The sequence below is a fragment of the Streptomyces sp. NPDC088124 genome (assembly GCF_040685895.1).
Lineage (GTDB): Bacteria > Actinomycetota > Actinomycetes > Streptomycetales > Streptomycetaceae > Streptomyces.
The window spans coordinates 1-19006 of record NZ_JBFBJB010000082.1 but is presented as its reverse complement, the minus strand read 5'-3'; the positions used below and the strand labels follow the sequence as shown (position 1 = coordinate 19006).

Annotated in this window: 19 protein-coding genes; 5 read left to right on the top strand and 14 right to left on the bottom strand. The window is 72.7% G+C overall.

Annotated elements, in window-relative coordinates; all coding sequences use genetic code 11:
- Nucleotides 1-39 precede the first annotated feature (39 nt).
- The 4 genes from AB0P17_RS39655 to AB0P17_RS39640 form a co-directional block, all read right to left on the bottom strand.
- Nucleotides 40-1029 carry a DUF2510 domain-containing protein gene (locus AB0P17_RS39655; protein WP_365819301.1) on the bottom strand — a complete coding sequence of 330 codons (990 nt, stop codon included), beginning with the start codon at nt 1027-1029 and terminating at the stop codon, nt 40-42.
- 61 nt (nt 1030-1090) lie between these two features.
- Nucleotides 1091-2509: a carboxyl transferase domain-containing protein gene (locus AB0P17_RS39650; RefSeq protein ID WP_365819299.1), complete on the bottom strand. Its 1419-nt coding sequence runs from the start codon at nt 2507-2509 to the stop codon at nt 1091-1093.
- The gene (locus AB0P17_RS39645; protein WP_365819297.1) at nt 2502-4004 is read right to left on the bottom strand and encodes an acyl-CoA synthetase; all 1503 of its coding nucleotides are present in this window, start codon (nt 4002-4004) and stop codon (nt 2502-2504) included. The genes AB0P17_RS39650 and AB0P17_RS39645 overlap by 8 nt, the downstream gene beginning before the upstream one ends.
- A 35-nt stretch (nt 4005-4039) precedes the next feature.
- The gene (locus tag AB0P17_RS39640; RefSeq protein ID WP_365819295.1) at nt 4040-5317 is read right to left on the bottom strand and encodes an SLC13 family permease; all 1278 of its coding nucleotides are present in this window, start codon (nt 5315-5317) and stop codon (nt 4040-4042) included.
- 255 nt (nt 5318-5572) lie between these two features.
- On the opposite strand from AB0P17_RS39640, the gene AB0P17_RS39635 reads away from it, so the two are divergent.
- Nucleotides 5573-6328 carry a FadR/GntR family transcriptional regulator gene (locus AB0P17_RS39635; RefSeq protein WP_365819293.1) on the top strand — a complete coding sequence of 252 codons (756 nt, stop codon included), beginning with the start codon at nt 5573-5575 and terminating at the stop codon, nt 6326-6328.
- Nucleotides 6329-6365: 37 nt separating this feature from the next.
- Here AB0P17_RS39635 and AB0P17_RS39630 read toward each other — a convergent pair whose 3' ends face one another.
- Both AB0P17_RS39630 and AB0P17_RS39625 read right to left on the bottom strand, forming a co-directional pair.
- Nucleotides 6366-7190 (bottom strand): aldo/keto reductase, encoded by an 825-nt coding sequence (locus AB0P17_RS39630; protein WP_365819291.1) that lies wholly within the window; start codon nt 7188-7190, stop codon nt 6366-6368.
- A gap of 90 nt (nt 7191-7280) precedes the next feature.
- Nucleotides 7281-8474 carry an MFS transporter gene (locus AB0P17_RS39625; protein ID WP_365819289.1) on the bottom strand — a complete coding sequence of 398 codons (1194 nt, stop codon included), beginning with the start codon at nt 8472-8474 and terminating at the stop codon, nt 7281-7283.
- Between the two features lie 188 nt (nt 8475-8662).
- Between AB0P17_RS39625 and AB0P17_RS39620 the strand changes: the two genes are divergently transcribed.
- Nucleotides 8663-9118: a MarR family transcriptional regulator gene (locus AB0P17_RS39620; protein WP_365819287.1), complete on the top strand. Its 456-nt coding sequence runs from the start codon at nt 8663-8665 to the stop codon at nt 9116-9118.
- Nucleotides 9119-9212: 94 nt separating this feature from the next.
- Here AB0P17_RS39620 and AB0P17_RS39615 read toward each other — a convergent pair whose 3' ends face one another.
- On the bottom strand, nt 9213-9476 hold the full coding sequence (locus AB0P17_RS39615) for a type B 50S ribosomal protein L31 (protein ID WP_365819285.1): 264 nt from the start codon (nt 9474-9476) through the stop codon (nt 9213-9215).
- 281 nt (nt 9477-9757) lie between these two features.
- Between AB0P17_RS39615 and AB0P17_RS39610 the strand changes: the two genes are divergently transcribed.
- Entirely contained in the window at nt 9758-10402 is a 645-nt protein-coding gene (locus AB0P17_RS39610) for a histidine phosphatase family protein (RefSeq protein WP_365819283.1), read from the top strand.
- Nucleotides 10403-10503: 101 nt separating this feature from the next.
- Here the strand turns inward: AB0P17_RS39610 and AB0P17_RS39605 are convergent, their stop codons facing one another.
- Nucleotides 10504-10707 (bottom strand): cold-shock protein, encoded by a 204-nt coding sequence (locus AB0P17_RS39605; RefSeq protein WP_365819281.1) that lies wholly within the window; start codon nt 10705-10707, stop codon nt 10504-10506.
- Between the two features lie 256 nt (nt 10708-10963).
- Nucleotides 10964-11956, bottom strand: a complete 993-nt coding sequence (locus tag AB0P17_RS39600) for an aldo/keto reductase (protein ID WP_365819279.1) — start codon at nt 11954-11956, stop codon at nt 10964-10966.
- 55 nt (nt 11957-12011) lie between these two features.
- On the opposite strand from AB0P17_RS39600, the gene AB0P17_RS39595 reads away from it, so the two are divergent.
- Both AB0P17_RS39595 and AB0P17_RS39590 read left to right on the top strand, forming a co-directional pair.
- A complete protein-coding gene (locus AB0P17_RS39595; protein ID WP_365819329.1) occupies nt 12012-12731 on the top strand; it encodes a TetR/AcrR family transcriptional regulator in 720 nt (239 codons plus the stop codon).
- Nucleotides 12732-12771: 40 nt separating this feature from the next.
- A complete protein-coding gene (locus AB0P17_RS39590) occupies nt 12772-14394 on the top strand; it encodes an MDR family MFS transporter (protein WP_365819277.1) in 1623 nt (540 codons plus the stop codon).
- A 124-nt stretch (nt 14395-14518) separates the two neighbouring features.
- Here the strand turns inward: AB0P17_RS39590 and metF are convergent, their stop codons facing one another.
- The 5 genes from metF to AB0P17_RS39565 form a co-directional block, all read right to left on the bottom strand.
- Complete coding sequence (gene metF / locus AB0P17_RS39585; RefSeq protein ID WP_365819275.1) at nt 14519-15463, bottom strand: methylenetetrahydrofolate reductase [NAD(P)H]; 945 nt, start codon at nt 15461-15463, stop codon at nt 14519-14521.
- 188 nt (nt 15464-15651) lie between these two features.
- Nucleotides 15652-16545 (bottom strand): NmrA family transcriptional regulator, encoded by an 894-nt coding sequence (locus tag AB0P17_RS39580; protein WP_365819273.1) that lies wholly within the window; start codon nt 16543-16545, stop codon nt 15652-15654.
- Between the two features lie 86 nt (nt 16546-16631).
- Complete coding sequence (locus tag AB0P17_RS39575; protein WP_365819271.1) at nt 16632-17729, bottom strand: PrsW family intramembrane metalloprotease; 1098 nt, start codon at nt 17727-17729, stop codon at nt 16632-16634.
- Nucleotides 17726-18346, bottom strand: coding sequence for a hypothetical protein (locus tag AB0P17_RS39570; RefSeq protein ID WP_365819269.1), 621 nt, complete (start codon nt 18344-18346; stop codon nt 17726-17728). The genes AB0P17_RS39575 and AB0P17_RS39570 overlap by 4 nt, the downstream gene beginning before the upstream one ends.
- Nucleotides 18347-18350: 4 nt before the next feature.
- Nucleotides 18351-18881 carry a cupin domain-containing protein gene (locus AB0P17_RS39565; protein WP_365819267.1) on the bottom strand — a complete coding sequence of 177 codons (531 nt, stop codon included), beginning with the start codon at nt 18879-18881 and terminating at the stop codon, nt 18351-18353.
- Nucleotides 18882-19006: the final 125 nt, after the last annotated feature.

Sequence of the window (19006 nt, the reverse complement as noted above, 5' to 3'; positions counted from 1 at the left end):
TCCGGGGGTCCGGGGGTCCGGGGGAAGGGTGACGTGCGGTCAGACGCCGCGGCCGGTCCCGCCCGTGCCGGTCCCCGCCGCCTTCTTGATGCCCTGGGTGATCTCGTCCATGACGGAGAGCGCGGGCGCCTTGTCGTTGACGTCGAAGCCGGAGCGGACCACGACCAGCACCTTCGGAGAGGCCGGGGAGGGGAAGGCGAGCGACTGCACGTAGCCGTCGTCGCCCTTGCTCGTGATCACCTTCCACCGCACCAGATAGCCCCGCTGCCCGGCGACGGTGACCGCCTCGGACTTGAGTTCCTCGTGCGAGGAGATCTCGCCGTAGGTCGTGCCGCCGTACGACTCCTTGGCGTTGGTGTCGATGTCCTGCTCGGCCACCTCCTTGGCGTTGGTGGCGGTGATCTTCAGCGCGACGGCGGGCACGGAGAACACGCCGCCCCGTACGCAGGACTGCGCGGTGTCCCCGGGGCACTTGTACGTCCCGGTGGTCACCCCGGCGCCGACCGGGCCCGACTCGCCGGTCCAGCCGTCCGGGACGGGGATGCTGATCCCGCTGGCGCCGTCGGTGGCGTAGCCCTCCTCGGTCTCCGGCTGCCCGGGCCCGCCGTTCCCCCCGCCGCCGGAACCGCCCGGGCCACCGGGCCCGTCGGGGGCCGGGGAGCCCTCCCCCGGCTGTGAGGGCGCCGTGGACGGCGCGGAGCCGGAGCCCGCCCTGCCCACCGTGTCGGTGCCGCCACCATCGCGTCCGAGCAGGTAGAAGCCGCCCGCGAGGGCCATGGCGACCACCGCGGCGGTCGCCCCGAGGGCGATCCGCCGTCCCTTGTTCCGCGGTACGGACGGGGGCGCCGGCGGGTAGGCCGGCGGGTAGGCCGGCGGGTAGGGAGGTGCGGCCGGCTGGTCCCACTGGCCGGTGGGGGCGGCGCGGAGTTCGTCGGTCCACGCGGACCCGTCCCACCATCGTTCCTGGCGCGGACCGTCACCTGAGTGCCCCGGGTCGGGATGCCAGCCGGGCGGCGTCGTGTAAGTCACGACGCTCAGCTTAGGCATATTGTCTGAAAGGCTGGTGAGAGGCCCATGAGAATCCGCCCTCTCATCCGTCCCCCGGCACCCGCCCGTTCCACCCGTCCGGCCCGTCCCGCCCGTCCCGACCCGGGACGATGCCGCGCACCACACCCAGCGCCACCAGGTCCTGCGGTCGCAGCCGGAGTTGGCCGGCCGTCGCGCGGGTACGCCCCGGGTCACGTTTGAGGATGGCCGTGGCGAGTTCGGGCGCTATGACGGAGAAGTAACTGTCCGGCGTGGCCCAGGTGTTGTCCGCGGCCGCCAGGGCGAGCGCACCGCCCGAGCCGCCCTCGCCGATCAGCAGGGTGGTGAGGGGGACCCGGGCGGCGGCCATGGTGGCGAACAGGTCCGCGATGGCGGCGCCCGCCCCCGTGCGCTCCGCCCGCGCGTCGTTGGCGGCGCCGGGGGTGTCCACCAGGGTCAGTACGGGGATGCCGAGCCGTTCCGCGAGCCGGATCAGCCGGGCAGCCGTACGGTATCCGGCCGGGAGCGTGGCGGTGCCGCACTGCGCGGCGTACGCGACCGTACGCCCTTCCCGGCGGCCGAATCCGCAGAGCATGCCCGGGTCCGTACCGCCGCAGCGGTCGCCGCGGATCTCCTCCCGGTGGTCGAAGTACGCGTCCAGGTAGGCGGCGGCGCGCGGCCGTTCGGGCGAGCGGGCGGCCACGACCGCCTCCCAGCCGGTGGCGACGGGACCGGAACGGCCCAGCGCGGCGGGCGGCGGCGGGGCGCCCCCGGCCCACCCGTCGGGCGGCTCCGCGCGGCCGCCGGTGAGCAGCGCCAGCCAGCGGGCGACCGTGCCGGCCAGCGCCTCCTCGGCCACCACCGCGTCGATCTGTCCGGCGGCGAGCTGGGCCTCGGCGGTGTACGCGGAGGGATCGGCGTCCGCGGGGCGTACCCGTGACCCCGCGAAGCCGATCTGGGCCCCGGGCAGCGCGAGGACGACATCGGCGCCCGCGCCCAGGGTGGCCCAGCCACCGCCGGTCGTCGGGTCGCGCACCACCGCGAGCTGCGCGAGCCCGGCCGCCCGGGTCAGCGCGGACTCCCCGGCCACGCGCTGGAGTTGGAGCAGGGCCCGCATGCCCTCCTGCATCCGGCTGCCGCCGGTCGCGATCAGCGAGACGACCGGCAGCCCCCGGTCGCGCGCATGGCCGTACGCGGCCGCCAGCCGGTCGCCGGTACGCTCGCCGAGGGAACCGCCGAGAAAGCCGAACTCGAAGGAGACGACGACCGCTTCGGTGGCGCCGATCCGGCCGGTACCGCAGACGACGGACTCCCCCTCGCCGGTACGGTCCGCCGCCCGGGCCAGTGCGGCGTCGTACCCCTCCCAGCCGAGCGGGCCGTCCGGGGCGGAGGTGCCCTCGGGAGCCGGGAGTTCGGTGAACGTTCCGGCGCCGCTCCCGAGGACCGCCGCGATCGCCTCACGCGCGCCCCGCAGCTCAGCCATGGAGCGCCCGCTTCATGATCTTCCCCATGTCGTTGCGGGGCAGCGCGTCCAGATAGCGCACGGTGCGCGGGCGCTTGTGCGCGGCGAGCTGGCCGGCGACGTGGTCGGCCAGTTCCCGCTCCGTGGGCGGCGCTTCGGGGCGCGCCGGCACGATCCAGGCGACGATCCGCTCGCCGAGGTCGGGGTCCGGCTCACCGGTGACCGCGGCCTCCCGTACCCCGGAGTGTTCCAGCAGGACGTTCTCGATCTCCCCCGCTCCGATCTTGTAACCGCCGCTCTTGATCAGGTCGGTGGCCTTGCGGCCGACGATGCGGACATAGCCGTCGGGGTCCCTGATCGCCATGTCGCCGGTGCGGAACCAGCCGTCGGTGAAGGCCGCCTCGGTCGCGTCGGGACGGTTCAGATACTCGGTGAAGAGGTTCGGTCCGCGTACCTGGATCTCGCCGACGCTCTCGCCGTCGTACTGCTCGATGGCGGCGCCCGACTCGTCGACCAGCCGGAGTTCGACGCCGTGCAGCGGGACACCGACCGTTCCGGCGCGCGGTTCGCCGTCCGCGCGGACGCTCGTGTTCATCAGGGTCTCCGTCATGCCGTACCGCTCGACGACCCGGCGGCCGGTCGCCGCGGCGATCCGCCGGTGGTCGTGGACGGGCAGCGCCGCCGAGCCGGACACCAGCAGCCGTGCGCCGGCCAGCGCCCCGGCGAGTGCGGGGTCGTCGGCGAGCGCCTCGGCGATGCGGTGGTACATCGTGGGCACGCCGAAGAGCATGGTGGCGCCCGAGGAGAGTTCCCGGGCGACGCCCGCGGTGTCGAACCGTCCGAGATGGGTGACGGAGCCGCCCCGGCGCAGCGGACCGAGGATGCCGAGGATCAGTCCGTGGACGTGGAACAGGGGCAGCGCGTGGACCAGCACGTCGTCGGCGGTCCACTGCCAGGCGTCCGCCAGCGCGTCGAGGGTGCTGGTGAGGGCGCGGCGGGGCAGGACGGCGCCCTTGGGCGGCCCGGTGGTGCCCGAGGTGTATACGATCAGCGCGGGCGCCTCCGGCGGCGGCTCGGGGAAGGCTCCGGCGGGACTCCCGGCCTCCGGCGCCGCCCCGTCCGTGCCCGCCGCCCCGTCCGTGCCCGTGCCTGCCGCCGCGTCCGTGCCCGCGTCCGTGTCGAGGCGCGGCAGCGCGGCCAGCGCGGGCGGCAGGGTGACACCGGGCTCGGCGAGAACGAGGGTCGGGGCGCTGTCCCGGGCGATGTGGGCCAGTTCCCGTTCGCCGCTCCTGGGGTTGACGGGGACGACCGGGACCCCGGCGAGCAGCGCCGCCACCACCCCCACCGCCGTGCCGAGGGTGGGGGTGGCCCAGATCGCGACCCGCCGTTCGCCCGCGAGCCGGCGGGCCAGGGAGCCTGCCGCGTCGGCCAGTTCGGCATGGGTGAGGGCGCGGTCGCCGAACCGGAGCGCGGGGCGCTGCGAGCGGGCGGCCAGGGCAGGGAAGAGAGGGGACACGCGTCGTTCTCCTTGCTGTGGACGGGTCTGACCGGTCATCCGAAGCCTGGCACCACCAGCAGCAGCCAGACAGCGGCGGGTACCGCCGCCACCACGATCCCCCCGTACACCATGAGCCGGCGGAAGAAACGCTCACGGTCGACGTCGGGCGCGGCGGCCAGTACCAGGGCGCCGTTGGTGGAGAAGGGGCTGACGTCGACGACGGTCGCCGAGATGGCGAGCGCCGTGATCATGCCGATCGCGCCGATCTCGCCCTGTGCGAGGAAGGGGACGGCGAGCGGGATGAGCGCGCCCATGATGCCGACGGACGAGGCGAACGCGGAGACGATCGCGCCGATGTAGCAGAGCAGTACGGCGGCGAGGAGCGGGATGCCGATGTCGCCGACGGCGTTGCCCGCGTAGTCGATCGTGCCCATCTCCTCCATGACGCCGACATAGGTGAGGACGCCGCAGATCAGCAGCACGGTCGGCCAGGCGATCTCCCCGACGGCCTTGCGGCTGGTGTCGGGCCAGCAGGCGCTGAGGAGGACGGCGAGGGTGATGGCGGAGAGTCCGGCGTCGAGATCGAGGGCGAGGACGGCGACGACGAGCGCGGCCAGGGCGGCGAGGGTGGCGGTACGGGCCGGGGTGAGCCGTGGACTCCCCTCCTCCGCGGGCGTCTTGCCGTGCTCGCCCGCCGCGCCGTCCGGGGCCGGACCGGACCGGGTGCCGCGCAGCGCGAGTCCGCCGCAGCAGACGAAGACGATCCCGGCGATGACGAGATTGACCGCGAGCGAGGCGAGGAAGAGGGTGAGCGGGCTGCCCGGGAGCTTCTCCCGTTCGACGATGCCGTTGACGATCGTTCCGTAGATGCTGATGGGGGAGAATCCGCCGCCCTGGGCCCCGTGCACGACCATGGCGCCCATCAGGAGCGGGCTGATGCCGTAGCGCGCCGCGAAGCTCAGCGCGATCGGCGCGACGATCGCGACGGCCGCCGGGGAGACGGCTCCGATCGCGGTCAGCAGCGCGGTGATCGCGAACATCACCCACGGGATCAGTGCGATCCGGCCGCGGACCAGCCGGATCGCGGCATGGACCAGCCAGTCCGTGGTGCCGTTGGCGCGGGCGATCGCGAAGAGGTACGTGACGCCGACGAGCACGACGAAGAGATCGCCGGGGAAGCCCGCGAAGATGCCCTTCGCGTCGAGGCCGGCGACGAGTTCCCCGACGCCGAACGCGGCGGCGAAGGCGAGCGCGCCCATGTTGATGGACCGGGTGGTGGCGATCACGAAGACCACCACCAGCACAAGTATCGAGATCAGTTCGGCGGACATGGCGCGGGCTCCCGTCCCTGGGTCCCTCGGTGCGGAGAGGAAGTGGGCGACGACCGGCTGGCCATACGGGGCCAAGAGGGTCGGGCGACTGATTGGACCACTGGCCAAGTGGCTGGACCACATTGGCCGCGGACCGGGACGGGCGTCAAGGGATCCGACAAGAATTGGCTCAGCCACTGGTCCGCCCGGTGTTAGGCTGACGCGTCCGGGACCGGGAGGAAACGGGCGAGGCGGTGACCAGGGAGGGGTGTCCGGATGTCCGACGCGCGAGGCTCTGTGCCGGGTTCCCCGGCTGCGGAGGACCCGGCCCGGGCCCTGCGGCCGATGGCCCGGCCGCGCCTGTACGAACAAGTCCTCGACCGGCTGCGGAGCTATGTCGCCGAGGCGCGGCTCGGCTCGGGCGACCGGCTGCCGCCCGAGCGGGAGCTGGCGCAGCGGCTCGGTGTCAGCCGTGCCTCCGTCAAGCAGGCGATCGTCGTCCTGGAGGTCCAGGGTCTGGTCGAGGTGCGGCACGGCGGCGGCACCTATCTGCGCAAGGACAGCCTCGACCCGGAGCCGGTGGAGCGGCTGGTGGAGCGCAGACGCCGGCTGCCCGATGTGCTGGAGGCCCGTGAGGCGCTGGAGACCAAGCTCGCCGAACTCGCCGCCGAGCGCCGTACGGCGCCGGACCTGGCCGCGCTGCACGACGCGCTCCGGCACATGGAGGAGGAGATCGCCGCGGGCGGGCACGGCGTCGAGGGCGACCGGCTCTTCCACGCCGCGGTGACGGCCGCCGCGCACAGCTCCCTGCTCGCGGAGTTCATGCGGGCCATCTCCGAGCAGATCACGGAGAGCCGCCACGAGTCCCTGCGCCAGCCCGGCCGCCCCGCGCGGTCGCTGGCACAGCACCGCGCCATCCTGGAGGCGATCGAGGAGCGGCGGGGCAAGGCGGCGGCCGCCGCGATGCGCCGCCATGTGCGGACGGTGGCGAAGGTGCGCCTGCTGGACTGGAACCCGGAGGACGGCGCCTGAGACCGCCGCCGGCCCGGGAAGGTGACCCGGCGGGCTCTCAGTCGAAGGTGTCGGGGTCCGGGCCCGTGCGCATCCCGCGGTCGAGCGCGCTCATCGCGTGCAGGTCGTCGGCGGACAGTTCGAAGCCGAAGAGGTCGAAGTTCTCCCGGATCCGCGCCGGGGTGGCGGACTTGGGGATCACGATGTTCCCGATCTGGAGGTGCCAGCGCAGCACCACCTGGGCGGGCGTCCTGCCATGACGCCCGGCGATCTCCCGGATCGTCTCCTCCTGGAGGAGCGCGCCCTGGGCCAGCGGGCTCCATGCCTCGGTCGCGATGTCGTGCTGGGCGTGGAAGTCACGCGGTCCGGCCTGCTGGAGGCCGGGGTGCAGCTCGATCTGGTTCACGGCGGGGACGATCCCGGTCTCGTCCAGCAGCCGCTGGAGATGGGCGGGCTGGAAGTTGGACACCCCGATGGCGCGGGTGCGGCCGTCCGCCAGCAGCTTCTCCAGCGCGCGCCAGGTGTCGACGTACCGGTCGCGTCCGGGGGTGGGCCAGTGGATGAGATACAGGTCCACCTGGTCGAGGCCGAGCCGGTCCAGGCTCGCGTCGAAGGCGGTGAGGGCCGCGTCGTACCCCTGGTCGTCGTTCCAGAGCTTGGTGGTGACGAACAGTTCGTCGCGCGGGATCCCGGAGTCGGCGAGGGCGCGGCCGACGCCCGCCTCGTTGCCGTACACGGCGGCCGTGTCGATGCTGCGGTAGCCCGTCTCCAGCGCGGTGAGGACCGCGTCGGCGGTCTCCGCGTCGTCGATCTGGAAGACGCCGAAGCCGAGCCGCGGGATCGTGACGCCGTTGTTGAGGACGGCGTGGGGGACGGAGGTCATGGCGTTTCCTCTTCTTCCGGTCCGGTCGGTCCGACCGGACCGGCGGGGTCGTGTTCTACGGAAGGATGGACAGAAGGATCAGATCGGCTCTCAACGTACCGACGCCGCGGGCACCGCGCCCCGCGGGCGTCCGGCAGTCGGCGTACGGCGCTCCAGCGCGGCGGAGACGACGGCGAGGACCAGCGCGGAGGCGGCCAGCGCGGCACCCACCCAGTTCGGGGCGGTGTAGCCGTGTCCGGCGGCGATAACGAGCCCCCCGAGCCACGCGGCCAGCGCGTTGCCCAGGTTGAACGCGCCGATGTTGACGGCGGACGCCAGGGTGGGGGCGGCGGACGCCTGGTCGAGGACGCGCTTCTGGAGCGGCGGTACGGTCGCGAAACCGAGGGCGCCGATCAGGACGAGCGTCACGGCGGCGGCCACCTTGTGGTGGGCCGTGACGGTGAACAGCGCCAGTACGACGGCGAGCGCGCCGAGGGAGACCTGGAGCAGCGGCATCAGCCGGCGGTCGGCCAGCCGTCCGCCGATCAGGTTGCCGCCGACCATGCCGACACCGAAGAGCACCAGCAGCCAGGTGACCGAGGAGTCCGCGAAACCGGCGGTCCGGGTCATCATCGGCGTGATGTAGGTGATCGCGGCGAAGACCCCGCCGAAGCCGAGCACGGTCATCGCCATGGCGAGGAGCACCTGTACGTTGCGGAAGGCGGCCAGTTCATGGCGCAGCCGTACACCTACGGCCCGGGGCTGTTCCGGTACGAACCGGGCGATGCCCGCGAGCCCCAGCACCCCGAGCCCCGCGACGGCGAGGAAGGTGACCCGCCAGCCCGCGTTCTGGCCGATGAAGGTGCCCAGCGGCACGCCGACGACATTGGCGACGGTCAGCCCGGTGAACATCATCGCGATGGCGCCGGCCCTTCTGCCCGGCGCGACCATGTTCGCGGCGACGACGGAGCCGATCCCGAAGAACGCCCCGTGGGCGAGTGAGGCGACGACCCGGCCCGCGAGCATCACCCCGAAGGTGGGGGCGAGCGCGGAGAGCGTGTTGCCCGCGACGAAGAGCCCCATCAGCAGCATCAGCATCCGCTTGCGGCTGATCCGGGTGCCGAGGACGGTCATCAGCGGCGCGCCCACGACCACCCCGAGCGCGTAGCCGCTGACCAGGAGCCCGGCGGTGGGGATCGGGACGCCGTAGGCGGTGGCCACCTCGGGGAGCAGCCCCATGATCACGAACTCGGTGGTCCCGATCCCGAAGGCTCCGACGGCCAGCGCGAGGAGCGCGATTGGCATGGATGTCACCTTTCCGGCCGACGGCCCGAATGCCCGGCCGAGAGCCGAGTTCCCAGCCGAGAGCGAATGATTGCGTGAGCTTCTTACAAGCGAAGACAATACTTGCAGACGCCGACTACTTGCAAACGCGCTCTATTGCGGAGGTGTCCTATCCTGGGAGCCCTACGCCCCGTACGCAGGAGGAAGCCATGACCGCCACGGACACCGCGTCCACCGGGCTCGCCCAGGGCTGGTGCGCGCTCTCCCTGCTGCACGGCAGGATCGAGGCGCACATCGAGCGGGCGCTCCAGACGGGGCACGATCTCAGCGTCCGCGAGTACTCGCTGCTGGACGTCCTCAGCCGCCAGCACGACGGCGAGGGCGGTCATCTCCAGATGAAGCAGGTCGCCGAGGCCGTGGTGCTCAGCCAGAGCGCGACCACCCGGCTGGTCACCCGGCTGGAGGACCGGGGACTGCTCACGCGCTACCTCTGCCCGACGGACCGGCGCGGCATCTACACCAATGTGAGCGAGGCGGGGCTGCGGCTGCTCGCCGCGGCGCGCCCCACCAACGACACCGCGCTGCGCGAGGCGCTGGACGAGGCGGCGAGGAACCCGGAGCTGGCCCCTCTCGTCGCGGCCGTCACCTCCCGCGCCTCCGTCTGACACACGAGGAGCCGGGCGGGAGACCTCGATCAGGTCTCCCGCCCGGCTCCTCAACTGCGCTTTCTCGCGCCGGACTCCTCACCGGGCGGTACGGTCAGCCGCGCGGCGCGGCCCCGTGCCGGCCGTAGCGGCGCTCGAAGCGCTCCACGCGGCCCGCGGTGTCCACCACGCGCCCCTTCCCGGTGTAGAAGGGGTGGCTCGCGGAGGAGATCTCGACGTCGACGACGGGGTACGTGTTCCCGTCCTCCCACTCGACGCGCTGGTCCGAGTCCGCGGTGGAGCGCGTCAGGAAGGCCACTCCACCGGCACGGTCCCGGAAGACGACCGGACGGGAGACGGGGTGGATACGAGGCTTCATGCGGGATTCCTTCCTCGGTGGCCGAACGTCACGGTTCGTTCCCGACGGTCACGGGTGCTCCCGTACCGTCACAGCCGGAGACGGATCTGGAACTGGATGTCATGTCCATCAACCGGCACGTCGGTGTAACACGGGAGCCGTCCGCTCCATTCCCGGCGGGTCGCCGGGGCGGGAACACGAGACACTGGGTCCGACGGAATGCGATCACGGCCCGCCGGGTTCTCCCCTGCGGAGCCGCGTGGCCACCGGGGCGCGGGCGTACAGGAAAGTGGGCGTCAGTCATGGGCGAGTTGATCCTGGTACGGCACGGGGAGACCGCCTGGTCCCTGTCCGGACAGCACACCAGCTACACCGATCTGCCGATGACCGGACGCGGCGAGGACGAGGCCCGTTCGCTGGCGCCGCTGCTGCGCGAGCGCCGGATCGGCCGGACGCTCGTCAGCCCGATGGCCCGCGCACGGCGCACGGCGGAGCTGGCCGGTCTCGCCCCGTACGAGGTGGAACCGGATCTGCGGGAGTGGAACTACGGCGGGTACGAGGGCATCGCGACCGTCGAGATCCGCCGTACCCGTCCCGACTGGGACCTGTGGACCGATGGTGTCGTCCCCGGACCCGCGGGCCAGCCCGGCGAGGGCCCCGGCGAGGTGGGGCACCGCGCCGACCGGGTCCTCACCGAGGCGCTGACGGCGCTGGACTCCCTGGACGGCGCGGATGTCGCGCTCGTGGCGCACGCCCATTTCCTGCGGGTGCTGACCGCGCGCTACCTCGGCCTCGCCCCCGCGGCGGGCTCGCTCTTCCACCTCGCCACCGGCACCGTCTCCCGGCTCGGCACCGAGCACGACCGTCCGGTGGTCACCGCCTGGAATCTCGCCCTGCCGGCGAGCGCGCGCACCACGGCGCCGCGCGAACGGGAGAGCGCCGCCTGACCGCGCGCCCCGCGACCCCCGGCCGCGGGGCCCCGTACCACGCGACAGGGCGCCGGCCCGGTGGAAGTGAATCCACCGGGCCGGCGCCCTGTCTCTCCGGTTCAGGAGGGGAGGATGTTCTCCGCCTGCGGGCCCTTCTGGCCCTGCGTGACGTCGAAGGTGACCTTCTGGCCCTCCGTCAGCTCACGGAAGCCGGACGTCGAGATGTTCGAGTAGTGCGCGAACACGTCCGGACCGCCGCCGTCCTGCGCGATGAAGCCGAAGCCCTTTTCCGAGTTGAACCACTTCACTGTTCCACTGGCCATGATGAGTCTCCAATTCAAGGGACGCGTTGGTTCCCGCACGGTACGGGAACCGGAGGTGATCGCCTTGGTCCTTAGAGACGCTGAACAGCACAAACGCCCGTGACGGCACGTCACGGGCGAGCGGTACTTCGGAACCACGACAGCTTGATCAAGACGCTACAGTGCGCGACGCGATACAGCCACAGAAACCGCCAACTCTTGCGCGCGTGCCGCACGATCGGACCGCGTTCGGCCCATAATCACCCTTTCGCTCCCCCTACCAGCGCGCGTGGACCGAGGCCCGCAGCCGGCGGTCGTACAGCTCCCGTACGGCGTCCAGGGTGGCGGGCGGCAGGGGCGGCAGCGCGCCGGCCGCCGCGTTGGCGCGGACCTGCTCGACGGAGCGGGCGCCCGGGATCACGCTGGTGACCCCGGACTGCTGCGCGATCCAGCACAGCGCGGTCTGCGCGGGCGTCATCCCCTCGGGCGCCAGCCCGGCGAACTCGACGGCGGCGGCCAGCCCGGTGGCGTAGTCGACGCCGGAGAACGTCTCGCCCTGGTCGAACGCCTCGCCGTGCCGGTTGAACGAACGGTGGTCGTCGGCGGCGAAGACCGTGTCCTTCGTGTACCGGCCGGAGAGCAGACCCGAGGCGAGCGGGACGCGCGCGATGACGGCGGCGCCCGCCGCGCGGGCGGCCGGCACGACCTCCTCCAGCGGCTTGGTCCGGAACGGATTGAGGATGATCTGCACGCCCGCGACACCGGGCCGGGCGAGGGCGGTGAGCGCCTCGGCGCAGGTCTCCACGCTCACGCCGTACGCCGCGATCCGCCCCTCCTCGACCAGGGTGTCGAGCGCGTCGAAGACCTCGTCCGACGCGTGGACGGGCGTGGGCGGGCAGTGGAGCTGTACGTAGTCCAGGGTGTCGACCCCGAGGTTCGCGCGCGAACGGTCGTTCCAGGCACGGAAGTTCGCCAGGGTGTAGTTCTCGGGCCGCTGCTCGGCGCGCCGGCCCATCTTGGTCGCCACGAAGACCCCCGCGTCGGGGTGGTCCTTCAGATAGCGGCCGATGAGCCGCTCGCTGCGCCCGTCGCCGTACACGTCCGCCGTGTCGAGGAAAGTGACACCCGACTCGACGGCCGCGTCCAGGACGGCGAAGGCGTCCGGCTCGGCCACCTCACCCCAGTCCGCGCCGAGCTGCCAGGTGCCGAGTCCGATGGCGGAGACGTCCCGCCCTGTCCTGTCCCACGCGCGCTGCTCCATGCCGATCATGCTACGGCGTCCCCGGGGCGATAATAATTTTGCGCATCGTGCACTTTTGCATACTCTGCACGATGTGCAGAGTGAAGGTGCCGCGCTCGGTCTCCGTGAGCGCAAGAAGCAGGCCACCCGGACGGCACTGTCGGAGGCGGCGGTGCGACTGGCCGCCGTTCACGGGGCGGAGAACGTCACCGTCGAGGCGATCAGCGAGGCCGCCGGGGTCTCGCCGCGTACGTTCTTCAACTACTTCGAGAGCCATGACGACGCGTTCGTCATGATCGACCGGAGCGTGGGCGAGCGGGTACGGCGCGCGGTGCGCGAGGCACCGCCGGAGCTGTCCGCGTTCGAAGCGGTACGCGAGGCGCTCGCGACCGAACTCACCGATGTGGAGGAGAGCCAGGAGATCTGGGGCCTGCGCAGCGCGGTGCTGCGGCGCTCGCCCCATCTGCTGCTCCGCGGTATGGGCGCGCACATCGCCGAGGAGTTCCAGCTGGCGCAGACGATCGCCGAACGGCTCGGCTCGCCGCCCGCGCCGACGCCGGTGGCGGATACCCGGGCGGGGCCGGACCCCTGTGCCAAATTCCCCGACACCTCCCATCTCGACCTCTACCCCCGGCTGCTCGCCGCGGTCGCCGGCACGGCCGTACGGGTCGCCGTCGAGCACTGGTGCGCCCAGCGCGACACGGTCGCCTTCCCCGACACCTTCCGGCGCGTCTTCGGCCATCTCGCCGACGGACTGACCGAGCCGAGGACCGACGGCTGCCCCACTGACTCACCCACCGCGTGACACGCATGCCCCGAACCGAATGCAGACGAAGAAGGACACCTTGAGTGCTACAGAGGCGCCGGAACAGGCGCCGACCTCCATGACCAACCGCCAGATACTCCAGGCGATGTCCGGCCTGATGGCCGGCATGTTCGTCGCGATCCTGGCCGGCACGGTGGTGGCGAACGCCCTGCCCCGCATCATCGCCGACCTGAACGGCAGCCAGTCCTCCTACACCTGGGTCGTCACCTCCGAGCTGCTCGCCATGACGGCGACCGTGCCCCTGTGGGGCAAGCTCGCCGACCTCTACAACAAGAAGCTGCTGCTCCAGCTCTCGCTCGCGCTGTTCGTCGTCGGCTCGCTGCTGGCCGGCTTCTCGCAGGGCGTCGGCCTGCTGATCTTCAGCCGCGTCGTGCAGGGCATCGGCGCGGGCGGTCTGACGGCCCTCGCCCAGATCGTGATGGCCGCGGTCATCCCGCCGCGCCGCCTCGGCAAGTACGCGGGCATCTTCGGCGCGGTCTTCGCCGTCGGTACGGTCGCCGGGCCGCTGGTCGGCGGTGTCATGGTGGACACCTCGTGGCTCGGCTGGCGCTGGTGCTTCTTCATCGGGGTGCCGTTCGCGCTCATCGCGATCCTGCTGCTCCAGCGCACGCTGCAACTGCCCACGGTCCGCCGCGAGGTGAAGATCGACTACCTGGGCGCGTTCCTGATCGTCGCGGGCGTCAGCGCGCTGCTCATCTGGACCTCCCTGGCGGGCAACAGCTTCGACTGGATGTCCTGGCAGACGTTCGCGCTCACCGGTACGGGTGTGGTGCTGCTGGTGGCCGCGGTCCTGGTGGAGGCCCGGGTGCCCGAGCCGGTCATCCCGCTGGACATCTTCCGCAACCGCACCGTCACCCTGACCACGGTGGCCAGCCTGCTGGTCGGTGTCGCCATGTTCGGCGGCACGGTCTTCCTCTCCCAGTACTTCCAGATCTCCCTCGGCAAGACCCCGACCGTCGCGGGCCTGATGGGGATGCCGATGATCCTCGGGCTGCTGGTGTCGTCCACCGTCGCCGGACAGATCATCAGCGCCACCGGCAAGTGGAAGGTCTATCTGATCGCGGGCGCCGTGATCATGACGGCCGGTCTGGGGCTGCTGGCCACCATCGACGCCGACACGGGCTTCGGGCTGCTCAGCCTGTACATGGCCGTCCTGGGCATCGGCGTCGGCCTGCTGATGCAGAACCTGGTCCTGGCGGCGCAGAACGACGTACCGGCCTCGGAACTGGGCGCGGCCACGTCCGTCCTGTCGTTCTTCCGGAGCATGGGCGGCACGATCGGGACGAGCGTGCTCGGTGCCATCCTGGCCAACCGGGTGACGGCCGAGATCACCAAGAGCCTGGGCGAGAGCGGCCAGGCCCCGGCCGGCGGCTCGGGCGAGAGCGCCGTACCGGACATGGCGACCCTGCCGGCGCCGATGCGGGCGATCGTGGAGAACGCCTACGGTGTCGCGACGGCGGAGCTCTTCCTCGTCGCCACGCCGTTCGCCGCGCTCGCGCTGGTCGCGGTCCTCTTCATCAAGGAGAAGCCGCTCAAGACCACCAGCGGCATGGAGCGGCTCGCCGAGGAGGCCGAAGCGGGCAGGCGGGACGGGGAGGCCGGGGAAGCCGGTCAGAAGTCCCCGGCCGCTCCGGTGGGCTGACCGAAGGTTCCCACCACCGGCGGAACGGGGGGCGGGGGACGGACCGGGGGCCGGGCCCCGGGTCCGTCCCCCGCCCCGTCGGCGTCCGTGGGCCGTTCGGTGCCGGAGCCCCGGGGGCGGCGGATCAGTGGGGCGTGGCGGCCAGGGCGCGGGCGCGGCGTACGCCCACCCCCAGGTTCTGGTGGATCTCCATCGTGGCCGTCGAACGGTTGAGGGTGATGTAGTGCAGGCCGGGGGCGCCCTCGGCGAGCAGCCGCTCGGCCATCACCGTGGCGTACTCGACGCCGATGCGGTGCCCCTCCTCGGGCCGGTCCTTGGCGGCTTCGAGCCGCCCGGCCAGTTCGTCGGGGAAGCGCGCGTCGCTGAGCTCCGCGAAACGGCGGATCTGCCGTACGTCGGTGGCGGGCATGATCTCCGGGATGATCGGCGTCGCGCACCCGGCCGCCGTGATCCGGTCGCGGAACCGCAGGTAGTCCTCGACGTGGAAGAACATCTGGGTGATGGCGTAGTCGGCGCCCGCCCGGCACTTGGCGACGAAGTGGCGGACCTCGCTCTCCCAGTCGGCGGAGCGGGGATGGCGCTCGGGGAAGGCCGCCACGCCGACCGTGAAGTCCCCCAGCTCCCTGATCAGGGTGACGAGTTCACCGGCGTGGGTGAAGCCCTCGGGGTGGGGCACCCAGGCGCCGCGCGGATCGCCGGGCGGGTCGCCGCGCAGCGCCAGCACATCGCGGATCCCGGCGTCCGCGTACTGGCCGACGATGTGGCGCAGCTCGGCCACCGAGTGGCCGACGGCGGTGAGATGGGCGACCGGGCGCAGTGTCGTCTCGGCGGCGATGCGCTTGGTGACCTCGATCGTCCGGTCGCGCGACGAGCCGCCGGCCCCGTACGTCACGGAGACGAAGGACGGCGCGAGCGCCTCGATCCGGCGGATCGCGTTCCACAGCGTGCGTTCGCCCGCCGCGGTCTTCGGCGGGAAGAACTCGAAGGAGTACGAGGGACCGTCGCCGGCCGGCAGGCCGCGGGTGGCCCCCGGGTCGTGGTGCGGACGGTCCGCGGTCTCTGCCGCCATGGAGGAGGTCCTTCCTGAAGTCACCCGGTATGTGAACGGGTACGGTCCGCACACATTAGCCGTGCCACGCGTCCGCCCGCGGGCATGACCACAGTCTGATCACCCCTGCCGAGGGGCGGGGCAACCGGCCCCGGGGCGCGCGGAGTTCGGCTCCGAGCGCCCCGGGACCACCGGACCAGGAGTCCCGCTCAGGGCCGGTCGGGCGCCCCGTTCCAGACGCCGGTGGCTGCGGTCTCGCGGACGTAGTCGGCGAAGTCGCGGGGCTCGCGCCCCAGGACCTCCCGCACGCCGTGCGCCGGAACGGCGTTGCGGCCGTCGAGGATCAGCCCGAAGAGATCCGCGAACTCGACCGGCAGTCCCCGCGCCTCCAGCCCGGCGCGGTAGAGGTCGACGGGGACGGGACGGTAGTGGATCTCCCGGCCGGTGACCCGGGTCAGTTCGGCGGCCACCTCACCGAAGCCGAGCGAGCGGGGTCCCGTCAGTTCGTACGTCCTGCCGGTGTGCCCGGGGCCGGTGAGGACGGCGGTGGCCACGTCGGCGATGTCGTCGGCGTCGATGAAGGGTTCGACGGCGTCGCCGGTCGGCAGCACCAGCTCACCGGCGAGGACGGGCTCCAGGAAGAAGCTCTCGCTGAAGTTCTGATGGAACCAGCTCGCCCGGAGCACCGTCCAGTCGGCGCCGGACTCCTTCACGCGCTCCTCGCTGTCGAGCGCACCCTTGTCACCGCGTCCGGAGAGCAGCACGAGCCGGCGCGCGCCCCGGGCGACGGCCTGTGCGGAGAAGGCTCCGATGGCGTCGGCGGCGCCGGGGAGTCCGAGGTCGGGGTAGTAGGTGACATAGACGGAGCCGACGCCCTCCAGGGCCGCGTCCCAGGTGGCGGGGTCCTCCCAGACGAAGGGCGGGGCGGCGGCGCGGGAGCCGATCCGTACGGGTATTCCCCGGGCGGTCAGCCGCTGTGCGACCCGTCGTCCGGTCTTGCCGGTGCCGCCGACGACCAGGACCGTCCCGTTCCCGGCCTCCGGCGCGTTCTGTGTGTCCGGCGTGCTCTGCGTGCTCTGCGCGTTCTGCGCGTTCTGCGTCATGGGAACAGCCAACTCCCCGCGGGGCGGCGGCGACATGGCCGTGAAGCTCACCTCCATACGCGCGCGTCCAGGGCCGGCCGTGCGGATCAGGCCGGGGGCGCGTGCCCTGGCACCGCCCGGTCGGGGTCGCGCCACACGACCGCCTGTTCCTCGACGACCGCCAGATAGGCCGAGGCACGCGCCGTCGCGGCGGGGCGGTGCGCGGGCGGCAGTCCGCGCAGGGCGCGGGTCCGCGAGCGGCGGGTGAGCAGGTCGACGGAGAGCGGGGTGCGCGGGGAGAGCAGGAAGGCGCGGGCCCGGTGCCGGGCCCGGTGGCGCAGGACGACCGCGAACCCGAGGGCGATGAGGAAGTTGACCCCCACCCTGACGCCGAGGCCGGCGGGAGAGTCCAGCAGGGGCGCGTCGAACAGCCAGTGCATGCCCATCGCGGTGAGCACGCAGGCCGCCGCCGGGGCGATCCTGCGGCGTACGGGGCGGTCGCCGTGGGACAGGAGGATACCGACGCCGGTGCCGGCGACGGCGGTCATCGCCCAGTGCGAGCCGAGCCCCGTCACCATCACCCGGGTGACGAAGGACTGGCTGACCTCGACGGTGCCGTGCACTCCCCCGCCGAGCAGGATGGCGTTCATGGCGTACGTCCAGTTCTCCATGACCTGGAAGCCGAGACCGGTGAACGCGCCGAGGAAGAATCCGTCCAGCGGGCCCCGTACCAGCGGCCGGGCCACGAGGGCGATCAGGACGACGCCGCAGAGTTTGAGGAGTTCCTCGTTGAGCGGCGCGGTGAGCGCGGCGGCCCACCGGGCGGCGAATCCGATGCCGGCCGACTTGGACCAGATGCCCTGGAGCCCGGTATTGGCGACGAGGGCGCAGCCGGCCGCCGCGGTGGCCCCCCAGAGGACCCCGCTCCAGGCCCAGCCGGGCGGCGGTGCTCGGAACGGGCGGACCCGGCCGAGGAGAGCCGTCCCGACGCTCACGGTGAGCGCCAGCAGGACCAGGGCCAGCAGCGCGGAGCCGGGGAAGACGCGGACGAGCGGGCCGAAGTCGTCCAGGAGCAGCGCGAGACCGAGCAGGCACACGGCGGCGAAGGCCCAGCCGGCCGGCCGGCGTCTCCACGAGCCGCGCACGGCGTTGACGAGGAGGCGGAGCCGGGCCGCCGGCGGAGGGGTGGTGGCGGGGGCGGTCATGTCGTCCCCGGGGGAAAGGTGAGGCCGTGGGCCATGGCCGTGGCGTCGGCCACCGCGCCGGGGGCGGCCCCGGGCCGGGCAAGGACGATGATCTCGACGGCGTAGCCCCGGCCGGGCGGCAGCCAGAGGGTGGCGGAGCCCGTGCGGCCCCCGCCGGTCAGCCGTCCCGAGCGCCCGATGGCTCCCCCGGCGCCGGTGAGCGGCCGGGCGGATCCCAGCCGGCTGCCGCTGTCGGCGACGGACTGGACCTTGCGCAGCCCGTTCCACAGTGCGCCGGGGTCCCCCGCCTCGGTGAGGCCGATGTACCGGGCCGCCAGTCCGACGCCGTCGCGGGAGAGTGCGTACGCCGTGTCCGGGTCGCTGGACGACTTGCTGAGCCCCCAGCCGTGCCCGACCACCCGGAGCACGGCGGCGTCGCCGTCGGGGCCGAGTTCCAGGGCGGTCCCCGCGGCGACCCGTTCGCGGTCGCCCAGGGCCGCGTCGATCAGCGACCAGCCGGCCGTCAGCGCGGCGACGACGAGCAGCACCCCGAGGACCGGCGCCCAGGGCCGGGTGCCCCCGCGGCCGGGGCCGGGCGGGTCCCGGCGCGGGCTCCGGGTGGCCGGTGCGGCGTCCATCGGGTCAGACGTCGTGGCGCAGCGGGGTGAGCTGCTCGATGTCGTACCGCTTGCGCAGGTCGGCGATGGCCGCCGGATCGGGGGTGCCGTCCTCCTTGAGGATGTCGAGGAGTTCCTCGAAGTACCGTTCGTGGTCGGAGGGCGGGGACGCCTGGAAGAACATCCTGGCGGGCTCGCCGCCCCGGTTGGCGAAGGCGTGCGGACAGCCCGGCGGGACGACGATGACGGTGCCCGGGGTGGCCCGTACCGTCCTCATGCCGGACGCGGACTCCCAGTCGCGCCAGTCGCCGCTGAGCACCCGTGGTTCGAAGGCCAGCACGTCGAGTTCGCCGTCGAGGATGTAGAAGAGTTCCTCGCTGTGGGTGTGCCGGTGTGCGCCGACGTCGAACCCGGGCGGGACGACGACCTCGAAGCTGGAGGAGACCCGGGAGTGGGCTCCGGTGACCTTGAAGGTCACCTCCTGCGCCGCGGTGAGGATGGTGGTGCCTCCCCCCGGCGGGACGATCAGTCCCTGGGACGGCGTCACGTCGGTCATGCGGTGCTCCAGGATGGACGGGGTGTGTACTCTCCTCGCATCAGGGCGAGGTCGGTGGCGGCGGTGACGATCAGCGTGACCCGGACGTGTTGGCGCCCCGCGTTGGCGAGTTCGAGGGTCTCCTC

What these genes read in the sequence shown, in the direction of transcription:
- AB0P17_RS39630 (WP_365819291.1), bottom strand. Translation starts at nt 7,190, where the DNA reads ATGACCTCCGTCCCCCACGCCGTCCTCAACAACGGCGTCACGATCCCG.
- AB0P17_RS39635 (WP_365819293.1), top strand. Translation starts at nt 5,573, where the DNA reads ATGTCCGACGCGCGAGGCTCTGTGCCGGGTTCCCCGGCTGCGGAGGAC.
- AB0P17_RS39565 (WP_365819267.1), bottom strand. Translation starts at nt 18,881, where the DNA reads ATGACCGACGTGACGCCGTCCCAGGGACTGATCGTCCCGCCGGGGGGA.
- AB0P17_RS39570 (WP_365819269.1), bottom strand. Translation starts at nt 18,346, where the DNA reads ATGGACGCCGCACCGGCCACCCGGAGCCCGCGCCGGGACCCGCCCGGC.
- AB0P17_RS39605 (WP_365819281.1), bottom strand. Translation starts at nt 10,707, where the DNA reads ATGGCCAGTGGAACAGTGAAGTGGTTCAACTCGGAAAAGGGCTTCGGC.
- AB0P17_RS39650 (WP_365819299.1), bottom strand. Translation starts at nt 2,509, where the DNA reads ATGGCTGAGCTGCGGGGCGCGCGTGAGGCGATCGCGGCGGTCCTCGGG.
- AB0P17_RS39610 (WP_365819283.1), top strand. Translation starts at nt 9,758, where the DNA reads ATGGGCGAGTTGATCCTGGTACGGCACGGGGAGACCGCCTGGTCCCTG.
- AB0P17_RS39615 (WP_365819285.1), bottom strand. Translation starts at nt 9,476, where the DNA reads ATGAAGCCTCGTATCCACCCCGTCTCCCGTCCGGTCGTCTTCCGGGAC.
- AB0P17_RS39625 (WP_365819289.1), bottom strand. Translation starts at nt 8,474, where the DNA reads ATGCCAATCGCGCTCCTCGCGCTGGCCGTCGGAGCCTTCGGGATCGGG.
- AB0P17_RS39620 (WP_365819287.1), top strand. Translation starts at nt 8,663, where the DNA reads ATGACCGCCACGGACACCGCGTCCACCGGGCTCGCCCAGGGCTGGTGC.
- AB0P17_RS39600 (WP_365819279.1), bottom strand. Translation starts at nt 11,956, where the DNA reads ATGATCGGCATGGAGCAGCGCGCGTGGGACAGGACAGGGCGGGACGTC.
- AB0P17_RS39640 (WP_365819295.1), bottom strand. Translation starts at nt 5,317, where the DNA reads ATGTCCGCCGAACTGATCTCGATACTTGTGCTGGTGGTGGTCTTCGTG.
- AB0P17_RS39575 (WP_365819271.1), bottom strand. Translation starts at nt 17,729, where the DNA reads ATGACCGCCCCCGCCACCACCCCTCCGCCGGCGGCCCGGCTCCGCCTC.
- AB0P17_RS39580 (WP_365819273.1), bottom strand. Translation starts at nt 16,545, where the DNA reads ATGACGCAGAACGCGCAGAACGCGCAGAGCACGCAGAGCACGCCGGAC.
- metF (WP_365819275.1), bottom strand. Translation starts at nt 15,463, where the DNA reads ATGGCGGCAGAGACCGCGGACCGTCCGCACCACGACCCGGGGGCCACC.